Below are 11,594 nucleotides of genomic sequence, written 5' to 3'. Positions count from 1 at the left end.
AGTGCGGGTAGCCGGGCTATCCGCGCGCTTTTCAGGGCAGAGAGAGGCTGAAGCGGCTTTTGGGAACGTCAGAAACAAAAAAAACACCCTTTCAGGTGTTTAAATGATTGGTTGCGGGGGCCGGATTTGAACCGACGACCTTCGGGTTATGAGCCCGACGAGCTACCAGGCTGCTCCACCCCGCGTCCGTATCATACTTTTTTCACATTGTGACTTCTGTAAAACAACTGCAGAAGTATTGGTTGCGGGGGCCGGATTTGAACCGACGACCTTCGGGTTATGAGCCCGACGAGCTACCAGGCTGCTCCACCCCGCGTCCGTATTGCTTCTATTACTTTTACTTCTCACATTGTGACTTCTGTAAAACTGCTGCAGAAGTATTGGTTGCGGGGGCCGGATTTGAACCGACGACCTTCGGGTTATGAGCCCGACGAGCTACCAGGCTGCTCCACCCCGCGTCCGTGGAAGCGCACTATACTCTCCGCGCTAATTCATGCAACCCCTTTTTTGCAGATAAAAGCCAAATTAACAGCCAGTTGCTGAAGGATTCAACCATCTGGTTAATTATTAAACTGATATACGTGACGTCTGAGCGGATGCATTTCATTCTGTCGGGGGCTTTGCTATCGTCGCGGGGCGAACAGTTATAAAAAGAGAAGATAATGAAATCACATTGGGTGAAGTATGCACTCACTGGCGCGTTAATAACGCTGCTGGCGGCCTGTAGCTCCAAACCGACCGATCGCGGTCAGCAATATAAAGATGGCAAACTGGAACAACCGCTGGCGCTGGTGAATCAGCCCAATGCCAAAGGCGCACCGGTTAATGGCAGAGACTTTGGCGAGCAGGTCCGTCAGATTCAGTCCGCCTCATCCGCCCTGTATAGCCGTCAGAACGGCACCTATAGCGCGATTGAGAGCTGGCTGATGGCGGGTGCCGATACCCGACAGCTTCGTCAGTATGGGCTTAACGCCTGGCAGATGGAGGGAACGGATAACTACGGTAACGTGCAGTTCACCGGTTACTACACGCCGGTAGTAGAAGCGCGCTACACCCGTCAGGGTGAATTCCAGTATCCCATCTACCGTATGCCGCCGCGCAAACGCGGAGAAAAATTACCGAGCCGCGCCTCTATCTATAGTGGCGGACTCGATGACCGCTACATCATCGCCTACAGCAATTCACTGATTGATAACTTCATGATGGATGTGCAGGGCAGTGGTTATGTCGACTTTGGCGATGGCCGCCCGATGACCTTCTTTGGTTACGCCGGTAAAAATGGCTGGGGTTATCACAGCATTGGCAAAGAGCTGATCGATCGCGGTGAAGTGAAGCGCGAAGATATGTCGATGCAGGCGATTCGTCAGTGGGCGCAGGAGCACTCACCGCAGGAGGTCCGTGCGCTGTTGGAAACCAACCCATCATTCGTCTTCTTTAAAGCTGAGCCATTTACGCCGGTGCGCGGTGCCAGCGCAGTTCCGCTGGTGGCGAAAGCCTCCGTTGCGTCTGACCGCTCAATTATTCCGGCGGGCACCGTACTGCTGGCTGAAGTGCCGCAGTTAAATGAGAAGGGCAAATTCAACGGCAAATATGAGATGCGCCTGATGGTGGCACTCGACGTGGGTGGCGCGATTAAAGGCCAGCACTTTGATATCTATCAGGGTATCGGCCCCGACGCTGCGCATCTGGCGGGCTTCTATAATCACTACGGACGCGTCTGGGTAATTAAAGCCGCGCCGGGTGCCGGACAGCCGCTGTTCTCCAGCCCGCAAAACGGTAATAATGGTTCACTGCTTCTCGGCGCTAACTAATTTCTTCTCTGCGGGCCTTCGGGCCCGCACGACGTAACAGGTTCAACTATGAAAGTGTTAAATGACGCCTGGCATCAGCGCTTTGGCGGCACGGCGCGTCTCTATGGCCAGGATGCGCTGCAACGTTTTGCTGACGCACACTTCTGCGTCATCGGTATTGGCGGTGTCGGATCCTGGGCGGCGGAAGCGCTGGTGCGCACCGGGATTGGTAAAATCACCCTGATTGATATGGATGATGTCTGTATTACCAACACTAACCGGCAGCTTCATGCGCTGCAGGGCAACGTCGGCAAAGCCAAAACAGAAGTGATGGCAGAACGGCTGCGTGCGATTAATCCTGACTGCGAAGTGATCTGCATTGATGACTTTATTACGCCAGAGAACACCGCCGAACTGATGGCAGCCGGTTTCGACTATGTGATCGACGCTATCGACAGCGTGCGACCGAAAGCGGCGCTGATCGCCTGGTGCCGCCGGAATAAGATCCCGCTGATCACCACCGGTGGCGCGGGTGGGCAGATCGATCCGACTCAGATCCAGGTCGCCGATCTGGCGAAAACCATCCAGGATCCGCTGGCGGCTAAGCTGCGCGAACGACTGAAAAGCCTGGGCGTGGTGAAAAACAGCAAGGGCAAACTTGGCATCGACTGCGTCTTTTCTACCGAAGCGCTGGTCTATCCGCAGGCTGATGGCAGCGTCTGTGCTTCACGCAGCACAGCGGAGGGGCCGAAGAGAATGGATTGCACCTCCGGCTTTGGCGCGGCCACCATGGTAACCGCCACCTTCGGCTTTGTTGCCGTCTCGCATGCGCTGAAGAAGTTTCTGGCGCGTGCTGCCCGTCAGGACGCCGTCAGCGCCTGACGCGCGGCGTGCTCCACTGCGGCGGCCAGCGCCTGCAGGCCGCTGCTGCGGGAGGCACTGAGCTGGGCGCGCAGGCCCAGTTCATCAAACAGTTTTAAGGGATCCATCGCCAGCAGCTGTTGCGGCGTCTGGCCCTCAGCGGCGGTCAGCAGCACGGCCAGCAGGCCGCGCACAATACGTCCTTCACTGTCACCATAGAAATGCAGCGTGCCATCTTCGCGTAACTGGCTGCCCAGCCAGACCCGATTTTCACAACCGCTCAGTTCAATTTCTGCTGTTTTTAGTTCCCCGGGTAAGGCAGGCAACTGGCGGCTCAGCTGGATCAGCTGACGATAACGATCTTCCCACTGATGAAAGCGGCCAAAGCTCTCTTTCAGGCTGGCAACGGTAATCTCTTCGCCAAACGGGTGTGGCGCTAACGGCGATGAATGCATAATCAAAACTCCGATAACAGCGAGATGGCGCTCTTCATAGCGCGCACCAGCGCATCAACATCCTGCAGATTATTATAGGGTGCAAAAAGAGGCCCGCAGCGTGCCGCTGACGCCCAGCGCCGCCAGCAACGGCTGCGCGCAGTGCTGGCCAGCGCGCAGGGCGATTCCCTGCTCAGCCAGCAGCGTCACCAGATCGCTGTGATGCAGGCCAGCGAATTCAAATGCCAGCAGGCTGGCATTTGAACAGCGGAAGCTGCGGAAACCGGGTAATTCCGCCAGCTGCTCTTCCGCCAGCGTCGCAAGATGCTGACTCCAGAGCTCCGCTTCGGGCAGATCGTACTGCGCCAGCCAGCTCAGTGCTGCACTCAGGCCCACCACGCCCGCCACATTCGGGGTGCCAGCCTCAAAACGCCACGGCACCGGCTGCGGCGTGAATCCGCTGAAATCGACATCCGTTATCATCTTACCGCCGCCCTGCCAGGGCTCCATCGCCTCCAGCAGTTCCGCTTTGCCATATAACGCGCCAATGCCCATCGGGCCGTAAATCTTATGTCCGGAAAAGGCGTAAAAGTCGATATCCAGCGCCTGTACGTCAGGCGGACAATGCACCACGCCCTGTGCGCCATCGACCATCACTTTCGCGCCCACGGCGTGAGCGAGCGGGATCGCCTGAGCGAGTGCGGGACATCCGCCGGTGACGTTCGACATCTGTCCGACCGCCAGCAGGCGGGTACGGCTGTTGAGCAGGGCGGGCAGCTGGCTGATATCCGGCAGGCGATCCGCGCCTAACGGCCATTTTACGACGCGGGCACCGCACGCCTGCGCAGCCATCAGCCAGGGCACCAGGTTGGCGTGGTGTTCTGCCTCGCTGACCACAATCTCATCACCAGGCTGTAAGCGCGGGCGCAGCCAGCTGTTCGCCACCAGGTTTATCGCTTCGGTGGTACCGCGCGTCCAGACAATCTCACGATCGTCAGCGGCGTTAAGCCAGCGGGCAACCTGGTTGCGCGCCTGCTCATAGCGATGGGTTAAGGCCTGGGCGGCGGCAAACTGGCTGCGATGGACTGTACCCGCGCTGAGGCTGTAAAACTGCTGCGTGCTGTCAATGACGGCCTGCGGCTTCAGCGTGGTCGCTGCGCTGTCGAGATAAACGCCTGCGTCGGCGAGTGCGGGAAACTGCTGGCGAAATGCGGTGGGATTAAATGCGGTCATGCCTGGTCCATGATAAGAAAAATTAGGACCACACTGAAAGAATGGTCTGCGTCTGGCAAAGCTGGAAAAGCGCGTTATGCTGAATATTGCAAGGTTTGAACCAAACCCGCATAACGATCGGACGTTTACTAGTCGATCTCACTTATCGGCTGCCTCTGGTTAGCGTAACGCGGGTGGTTTGATGCAATCAATCTACAAGGAGATAGCAGATGAAAAAATTAACCGCAGTACTGGCCGTGTGTACCCTGGCTTTTACCCTGAGTGCCTGTTCAAGCAATTACGTGATGCATACCAATGATGGTCGCACCATTGTGGCTGCCGGCAAGCCTAAAGTCGATAACGATACCGGCATGATCAGCTATAAAGATGCGAATGGCAACGAGCAGCAAATCAACCGCTCTGATGTCAAAGAGATGGTAGAGTCTGGCAACTAAGCAGCAAAAAAAAAGCACCGCAATTTGCGGTGCTATTTAAAAATCACTATGGACAGACAGGGTAAATCTACAGGAATTAAGAGTTCGATCCGCAATCGTCGGATCAAAAATTGCAAACACAACATCACGACCACAAGCCAAAAGCTTTCAGAAAATCTGCGAACTCACTCACAAATCTAAAAACTTTTCGTTCCGGCTCAGGAAGTGCGGCAACTATAGGTATTTGCTGGAGGTTCCTCAACGGACAAATTATAATGCCTCGGATTAAAAATTCTAATACGTAAACGCTTTGTATAAGCCAGCGTATTTTTTGCCGATCCGGATACGGAAAACCATGTCGAAACGCCTTCCTCCTCTCAACGCACTGCGTGTTTTTGATGCAGTTGCACGCCATTTAAGCTTTACCAAAGCCGCAGAAGAGCTGTTTGTCACCCAGGCTGCTGTAAGCCATCAGATTAAATCTCTGGAAGATTTTCTGGGGTTAAAGCTATTTCGCCGGAGGAATCGTTCGCTATTACTGACCGAAGAAGGACAAAGCTACTATCTCGATATCAAAGAGATTTTCTCGGCAATCAACGAAGCGACCCGCAAACTGCAGGCGCGCAGTGCCAAGGGTGCGCTGACCGTTAGTTTACTGCCGAGCTTTGCCATTCAGTGGCTGGTTCCCCGCCTCTCCAGCTTTAATATGGCTTATCCGGGAATCGACGTGCGTATCCAGGCGGTTGACCGCGACGAAGAGAAACTGGCCGACGATGTCGACGTGGCGATTTTTTACGGCCGGGGTAACTGGCCCGGCCTGCGGGTTGAAAAACTCTACGCCGAATATCTGCTGCCGGTCTGTTCACCGTCGCTGATGACCGGGGATAATCCGCTGAAAACGCCGATGGATCTGTCGCGTTTTACTCTGCTGCATGATGCTTCCCGTCGGGACTGGCAATCTTATATCCGGCAACTGGGCCTGCAGCATATCAATGTGCAGCAGGGGCCAATCTTCAGCCACAGCGCCATGGTATTGCAGGCGGCGATTCATGGTCAGGGCGTGGCGCTGGCGAATAACGTCATGGCGCAGAGCGAAATAGAAGCCGGGCGATTAATCTGCCCGTTCAATGATGTATTAGTCAGTAAAAACGCTTTTTATCTGGTTTGTCATGACAGTCAGGCAGAACTGGGTAAAATAGCCGCCTTCCGGCAGTGGATCCTGGAAAAAGCTGCAACCGAACAAGAAAAATTCCGCTTTCGCTATCAACAATAACGTATTGATTTATTTGCATTCAGATGCAAAAGGACTCTGAGGATCGGTTAATGTCCAGTCGTGCCATGTTTGTTTTTTCGGCTATCAGCGGATTTCTGCTGGTGGCTTTTGGCGCATTTGGTGCCCACGTTTTGAGTCAGTCGCTTGGTGCGGCTGAAATGGCCTGGATTCATACCGGGCTGGAATATCAGGCTTATCACACCTTAGCGGTGATGGGGCTGGGTGCTGCGATGTTACGCCGCGCCAATATCTGGTTTTACTGGAGCAGTGCGCTGATGGCGCTCGGCACCGTGCTGTTTAGTGGCAGCCTCTATTGTCTGGCGCTGTCACATCTGAAGTTTTGGGTTTTTATCACCCCCCCGTGGGCGGGGTCTGTTTCCTCGCCGGTTGGGTATTGATGTTGATTGGCGCGCTGCGTCTTAAACGAAAGGCAGAACGCCATGAATAAAGTTTTACTCTATTGTCGTCCCGGTTTTGAAAAAGAGTGTGCGGCGGAAATCAGCGCCAAAGCGGCTGAACGTGAAATCTACGGCTTTCCACGGGTTAAAGATGACTCTGGCTACGTGCTGTTTGAGTGCTATCAGTTTGAAGATGCCGAGCGGCTGGCACGTGAGTTGCCATTTGACGAGCTGATTTTTGCCCGTCAGATGCTGGTCGTCGGCGAAATGCTGCGTGACCTGCCGCAGGAAGATCGCATTACCCCGATTGTCGGCATGCTGACCGGCGTAGTGGAAAAGGGCGGCGAACTGCGTGTTGAAGTGCCAGACACCAACGAAGCCAAGGAGCTGACTAAGTTCTGCCGCAAGTTCACCGTGCCGCTGCGCTCGGCACTGCGTGAAAGCAAAATCCTGTTGAATTATGAGAGCCCGAAACGCCCGGTCCTGCATGTGTTTTTCATCGCGCCGGGCACCTGCTACGTCGGCTACTCCATCCGGGAAAACAGCTCGCCGTTTTACATGGGTATTCCACGCCTTAAGTTCCCCTCCGATGCGCCAAGCCGTTCCACCCTTAAGCTGGAGGAGGCGTTTCACGTCTTTATCCCTGCGGATGAGTGGGATGAGCGTTTAGCCAGCGGCATGTACGCCGTGGATCTCGGTGCCTGTCCGGGCGGCTGGACTTATCAGCTGGTGCAGCGCAGCATGATGGTATATGCGGTGGACAACGGACCGATGGCACCGAGCCTGATGGATACGGGCCAGGTGATGCACGAGAAAGCGGATGGCTTTAAATTCCGTCCGCCACGCACCAACATCAGCTGGCTGGTGTGTGACATGGTGGAGAAGCCGGTGCGCGTGGCTAACCTGATGACCGACTGGCTGGTCAACGGCTGGTGCCGTGAAGCGATCTTCAACCTTAAGTTGCCCATGAAAAAGCGCTATGAAGAGGTGACGCAGAATCTGGCCATGATGCAGGAACGATTTGATGATAATGGTATTAACGTGCAGATTCGCGCTCGTCAGCTTTACCATGACCGCGAAGAGGTGACCGTACATGTGCGCCGAATCTGGGCGGCTGCCGGTGGTCGTCGCGACGAACGTTAATCGCCGGGCTGAGTGCAAGGGCACTCAGCCGGTATAACGCAGCGTATTCAGATTCCCCTGCAACACCAGATCCCGCTTCAGAGTTGCGACCTGACGGCTGATCTCTGCCATCTGCTGACCCTCAGCGAGCTTCTCCCGCCATCTGGCCGGCACCTGATCCAGTTGCTGATAGATCCCCTCAAGCGTGTGAAACTCTGTCAGCAGCTGTTTCGCGCTTTTCGGACCGATGCCGGTGATGCCCGGAATTTTACTGCTGCTGATGCCGCACAACCCCCAGTAGTCGGGTAACCGCTGTGGCGCCACACCAAATTCAGCCTCGATAAAAGGCAGATCAAGCCAGCGTTTCTGGAAGTAGTCGCGGATGCGGATCTCGGGTGCCAGCAGCTGACAGTAGCCTTTGTCGGTTGAAACAATGGTGGCCTGATGTCCGGCCTGAGCCATTTTCACCGCCAGCGTCGCCGCTAAATCATCCGCCTCATCCTCGCCCGCTATCCAGCAGCTTACGCCTGCGGCGCGAAAGGCCTCCTGTAACGCCGGCATCTCTGCCTGTAAATCGTCTGGCATCGGCGGGCGACCGCTTTTGTAATCGGGTAGCAGCTGATGACGCCAGCCCTGATGACGCGCTTCGCCATCAAATACCGCCACCGCATGAGTCGGATGGGCGTGACCCAGTATCTGGCGCAGCGCGGCCAAGCAGCCTTCGACACAGGGTGAGCCCTGTACCGCATGCAGACGGCGAATCAGATTCAACGCGTCAACAATAACAAGATGAAGAGCCATGAGAGTATGGGCAGCCCGGGGGCTGCCTCCTGGTTTATTTGATAATTTCGTAGCAGGGAATGTAGGCGGTGCCTGGCAGTTTCATGCGTTGCTGTGCAACGAATCCCTGAAGCAGCTCATCCATGCGGTGCATGATGTCGGGGTCGCCATGCAGTTTGTAGCGTCCCTTCTCACGGATTTCGCGGATGCCCATCTCTTTGACGTTACCGGCTACGATACCTGAGAAGGCGCGGCGCAGGTCAGCAGCCAGCTTTTCGGGTGGCTGATTGGTGTAGAGATTGAGATTCGCCATGTTTTCATGGGTTGGCAGGAACGGCACCTGCAGATCGGGTTCAATGCGAATCGACCAGTTAAAGCTGTAAGCATCGCCGGTTTCGCGACGATTCTCTTTTACCTGCGGCATCGCTTTCTTCATCAGACGCGCTACTTCGGCTGCATCGTTGATGATGATCTGATAATGCTTACGCGCCTGTTCGCCCAGGGTGTTAACGATGAAATCATCCAGCACGCGGAAGTAGTCGGCGCTCTCTTCCGGCCCGGTCAGGATCAGCGGTAATACCTGATCGCTGTTCTGCGGATTCATCAGGATGCCCAGCAGATAGAGCAACTCTTCTGCGGTCCCTACGCCGCCCGGGAAAATGATAATGCCATGGGCAATGCGCACAAAAGCTTCCAGACGTTTTTCGATGTCCGGCATGATGATCAACTCATTCACCAGCGGATTCGGCGGTTCAGCTGCAATGATGGAGGGTTCGGTCAGGCCGATAAAGCGGCTGTCACGATAGCGCTGCTGAGCATGGCCTACGGCAGCCCCTTTCATTGGCGCTTCCATCACGCCCGGCCCGCAGCCGGTACAGATGTTCAGTTCACGCAGTCCAAGCTGAGTTCCGACATTGCGGCAATACTGGTACTCAACGGCGTTGATCGAGTGACCGCCCCAGCAGACCACGGTGTTGGGATACTCGCCGATGTGCAGTGCCCGCGCGTTACGCAGAATGGAAAACACGGTGTTGGTGATAGTGGCGGAGTCATTTTCTTCAGCCGCAGTGAACCGACCCGGCATGTTGAGCTGACCGCTGACAAACAGGATGTCACGCAGCACCGCAAACAGGTTAGCCTGCAGTGAACGGATGATGCGGCCATCCACAAACGCCTCTTCCGGTGGATTGATCAGCTCCAGTTTGACGCCGCGCTCACGGCGCAACACATTGATGTCGAAATTTTCAAAGCGGGAGAGCAGCTCCTGGCTGCTGTCAGTCTGGCTGCCGGAGTTAAGCACGGCAAGAGAGCAGTTGCGAAACAGCTGGTAGAGGTCGCTGCTGGCTGTGCGCTTGAGCATATCGACTTCCAGCTGTGAAAGCAGATCCATTGAGCCAAGAGGGCTGATATGGGTAATCAAATGAACTCCTTTACACCCGCCTGGGTGCGTGTTGGCACTGCAACGGCAGTGACGAAAATCCCTGGTCGGCCACCCGCAGGTAGCCTTCATCACCAGAGTAGCCTTGTCGGCCCGCACAGCTCAAGCGGAACTGCGCTTAGTGCACGCAGCCTGCGAGAAGTCTCGCAAACTACTGACGGACCAGCCGCGAAAAACCGGGCGAGAAGGGCACATTAGTGCGCCATGGATTGATATCCAGCCCGCCACGACGGGTGTAGCGTGCATACACCGTCAGCGCTTCCGGATGGCAGAAACGCATCAAATCATTAAAAATACGTTCGACACACTGCTCGTGAAATTCGTTGTGCTGGCGGAATGAGACCAGATAGCGCAGCAGCGCTTCACGGTCGATACGCGGGCCTTTATAACGAATCATCACGGAGCCCCAGTCGGGCTGATTGGTAATCAGACAGTTTGACTTGAGCAGGTGGCTGACCAGCGTCTCTTCAACGATTTCGCTGCCCGCCGCATCGGCCAGATAGTCAGCATTGAAGCGGTAATCCTCTATGGCGATATCCTGCTCATCAATACAAACCCCCTCAAAATGGCCGATGGGCTGACCTTCCACTTCATTGAGACGGAACAGCGCGACCCGCGCTTCACCTTCAGCACAGGCACTCAGGTCCCGCTCCAGCGTCTGACGAACCTCGCCCCAGTCGGCAAAGCGGGTCTGGTTGAAACTGTTAAGGTAGAGCTTGAAGCTTTTTGACTCGATAAGGTTGCGGCTCTGTGCATCGAGCACCACTTCGCCAACGGCAACCTGTGGCAGACCTTTGCTGTTGAGCCACGAGAGTTCATACAGGGTCCAGATATCACTGCCGGTAAAGGGCAGACTGTCGGGAAACAGGCCAAGGGGTTCACGATTCAGGCTGCGCGGCACCGCCTGCAGTAAGCTGTTGTCATAATGATCGTGATAGGCTGTGGGTTTGCCCAGCGTCAGGTTGCTGAGTGCCTGATCCTGTTCGTGAGTAGTCATTGCGGTTACCACCAAAATTAATCAAAGTGGCTAAGTGTAACCCATCAGAAGTGAGAATATGAATGATGCAGCAAACTGCCGCCGCGTTGCGCGACTTTACCACCCGATACTGCCAGCACTGGCTTCAGCAGGCCGGGCATGCGCCGGCCAGCAGCGATCTCTTTGGCGTACCTTCGCCCTGTGCCCTGGAGGATCGCGATCAGCGAGTCGTCTGGCAGCCGCAGCCTTTTACTCTGCCACAGACGCTGGATGCAGTTGAGCGGGCGATCGACATCCAGCTCCAGCCGCAGATCACGGCTTTCTATACCACGCAGTTTGCCGGCGATATGCAGGCCAGTTTTGGTGAGAATCAGCTGACACTCTTACAGGTCTGGAGTGAGGATGATTTCCTGCGTTTACAGGAGAATCTGATCGGGCATCTGGTGATGCAGCGCCGCCTTAAACAGTCGCCTACGCTGTTTATCGCCACCACCGAGTCAGAACAGGAGATCATCTCGCTTTCTAATCTCAGCGGCGAAGTGATTCTGGAGCAGCCTGGCGGTAAACAGCGTGTGAAATTAGCGGAAACGCTTGAGATATTTCTTAAGTCATTACAACCGGTTATCATCTGAGTTGCAGTGATTTGCCTCTGACCTTGTGAGACATCTCTTACATTTGCTGTGAGAGATCGCTATATAACAGGTGAGCCTTCCGGAAGGCTGAGATGTAAAAATATTGTGAATCATCAACTTAATGGCGTTTATCTGAATTTACGCCGCACATTTCGTAAAGTTCTGCTGTGAGTACCTTGTGCGCGTAACGAGTTCTGTCAAAATGTTTCGCACTGCAGGAAGCTCAGGAAAAAGATATCGTCAG

Annotated in this window: 10 protein-coding genes, 3 tRNA genes and 2 pseudogenes; 7 read left to right on the top strand and 8 right to left on the bottom strand. The window is 55.2% G+C overall.

The features are described from left to right. Positions 1-108: 108 nt before the first annotated feature. From JNO11_RS15355 to JNO11_RS15345, 3 genes are all read right to left on the bottom strand, one after another. A tRNA-Met gene (locus JNO11_RS15355) sits at positions 109-185 on the bottom strand. A 54-nt stretch (positions 186-239) separates the two neighbouring features. After that, positions 240-316 (bottom strand) — tRNA-Met (locus JNO11_RS15350). A gap of 65 nt (positions 317-381) precedes the next feature. Then, positions 382-458, bottom strand: a tRNA-Met gene (locus JNO11_RS15345). A gap of 204 nt (positions 459-662) precedes the next feature. On the opposite strand from JNO11_RS15345, the gene mltA reads away from it, so the two are divergent. Together mltA and tcdA are read left to right on the top strand one after the other, a co-directional pair. Continuing rightward, a complete protein-coding gene (gene mltA, locus JNO11_RS15340) occupies positions 663-1,811 on the top strand; it encodes a murein transglycosylase A (protein ID WP_010248620.1) in 1,149 nt (382 codons plus the stop codon). Positions 1,812-1,859: 48 nt separating this feature from the next. After that, a complete protein-coding gene (gene tcdA, locus JNO11_RS15335) occupies positions 1,860-2,672 on the top strand; it encodes a tRNA cyclic N6-threonylcarbamoyladenosine(37) synthase TcdA (RefSeq protein ID WP_010248618.1) in 813 nt (270 codons plus the stop codon). Here the strand turns inward: tcdA and csdE are convergent. After that, positions 2,651-3,106, bottom strand: a complete 456-nt coding sequence (gene csdE, locus JNO11_RS15330) for a cysteine desulfurase sulfur acceptor subunit CsdE (protein WP_045139661.1) — start codon at positions 3,104-3,106, stop codon at positions 2,651-2,653. The two genes, tcdA and csdE, sit on opposite strands and share 22 nt — an antisense overlap. Positions 3,107-3,108: 2 nt before the next feature. Then, positions 3,109-4,318: pseudogene (gene csdA, locus JNO11_RS15325) on the bottom strand (cysteine desulfurase CsdA). Between the two features lie 209 nt (positions 4,319-4,527). On the opposite strand from csdA, the gene JNO11_RS15320 reads away from it, so the two are divergent. The 4 genes and pseudogenes from JNO11_RS15320 to rlmM all read left to right on the top strand — a co-directional run bounded on the left by JNO11_RS15320 (position 4,528) and on the right by rlmM (position 7,545). Beyond that, complete coding sequence (locus JNO11_RS15320) at positions 4,528-4,752, top strand: YgdI/YgdR family lipoprotein (RefSeq protein ID WP_010248613.1); 225 nt, start codon at positions 4,528-4,530, stop codon at positions 4,750-4,752. A gap of 334 nt (positions 4,753-5,086) precedes the next feature. Continuing rightward, positions 5,087-6,004 carry a transcriptional regulator GcvA gene (locus tag JNO11_RS15315; protein ID WP_325177472.1) on the top strand — a complete coding sequence of 306 codons (918 nt, stop codon included), beginning with the start codon at positions 5,087-5,089 and terminating at the stop codon, positions 6,002-6,004. Positions 6,005-6,054: 50 nt separating this feature from the next. Continuing rightward, positions 6,055-6,452 (top strand): annotated as a pseudogene (locus JNO11_RS15310) (DUF423 domain-containing protein). Next, on the top strand, positions 6,445-7,545 hold the full coding sequence (rlmM, locus tag JNO11_RS15305) for a 23S rRNA (cytidine(2498)-2'-O)-methyltransferase RlmM (protein ID WP_325177471.1): 1,101 nt from the start codon (positions 6,445-6,447) through the stop codon (positions 7,543-7,545). Before JNO11_RS15310 ends, rlmM begins: the two are co-directional and overlap by 8 nt. Before the next feature lie 24 nt (positions 7,546-7,569). Here the strand turns inward: rlmM and xni are convergent, their stop codons facing one another. From xni to queF, 3 genes are all read right to left on the bottom strand, one after another. Further along, positions 7,570-8,325 carry a flap endonuclease Xni gene (gene xni, locus JNO11_RS15300; protein ID WP_031594509.1) on the bottom strand — a complete coding sequence of 252 codons (756 nt, stop codon included), beginning with the start codon at positions 8,323-8,325 and terminating at the stop codon, positions 7,570-7,572. 34 nt (positions 8,326-8,359) lie between these two features. Beyond that, positions 8,360-9,724, bottom strand: coding sequence for a nucleotide 5'-monophosphate nucleosidase PpnN (ppnN, locus tag JNO11_RS15295; RefSeq protein WP_010672144.1), 1,365 nt, complete (start codon positions 9,722-9,724; stop codon positions 8,360-8,362). A gap of 169 nt (positions 9,725-9,893) precedes the next feature. Then, entirely contained in the window at positions 9,894-10,739 is an 846-nt protein-coding gene (gene queF / locus JNO11_RS15290) for an NADPH-dependent 7-cyano-7-deazaguanine reductase QueF (RefSeq protein WP_061901167.1), read from the bottom strand. A 62-nt stretch (positions 10,740-10,801) separates the two neighbouring features. Here queF and syd point away from each other — a divergent pair, with 62 nt between their 5' ends. Continuing rightward, a complete protein-coding gene (gene syd, locus JNO11_RS15285; RefSeq protein WP_010672142.1) occupies positions 10,802-11,350 on the top strand; it encodes a SecY-interacting protein in 549 nt (182 codons plus the stop codon). Positions 11,351-11,594: the final 244 nt, after the last annotated feature.

It is taken from the genome of Pantoea sp. 1B4 (assembly GCF_016925765.1).
Lineage (GTDB): Bacteria > Pseudomonadota > Gammaproteobacteria > Enterobacterales > Enterobacteriaceae > Pantoea > Pantoea agglomerans.
Note: the sequence above shows the minus strand (reverse complement) of the source record. Positions and strands in the feature narration are given on the sequence as shown.

Bases quoted from the DNA above. Each gene is read 5' to 3' on its own strand.
- syd (WP_010672142.1), top strand. From the start codon at position 10,802: ATGATGCAGCAAACTGCCGCCGCGTTGCGCGACTTTACCACCCGATAC.
- JNO11_RS15315 (WP_325177472.1), top strand. From the start codon at position 5,087: ATGTCGAAACGCCTTCCTCCTCTCAACGCACTGCGTGTTTTTGATGCA.
- csdE (WP_045139661.1), bottom strand. From the start codon at position 3,106: ATGCATTCATCGCCGTTAGCGCCACACCCGTTTGGCGAAGAGATTACC.
- JNO11_RS15320 (WP_010248613.1), top strand. From the start codon at position 4,528: ATGAAAAAATTAACCGCAGTACTGGCCGTGTGTACCCTGGCTTTTACC.
- mltA (WP_010248620.1), top strand. From the start codon at position 663: ATGAAATCACATTGGGTGAAGTATGCACTCACTGGCGCGTTAATAACG.
- tcdA (WP_010248618.1), top strand. From the start codon at position 1,860: ATGAAAGTGTTAAATGACGCCTGGCATCAGCGCTTTGGCGGCACGGCG.
- rlmM (WP_325177471.1), top strand. From the start codon at position 6,445: ATGAATAAAGTTTTACTCTATTGTCGTCCCGGTTTTGAAAAAGAGTGT.
- queF (WP_061901167.1), bottom strand. From the start codon at position 10,739: ATGACTACTCACGAACAGGATCAGGCACTCAGCAACCTGACGCTGGGC.
- xni (WP_031594509.1), bottom strand. From the start codon at position 8,325: ATGGCTCTTCATCTTGTTATTGTTGACGCGTTGAATCTGATTCGCCGT.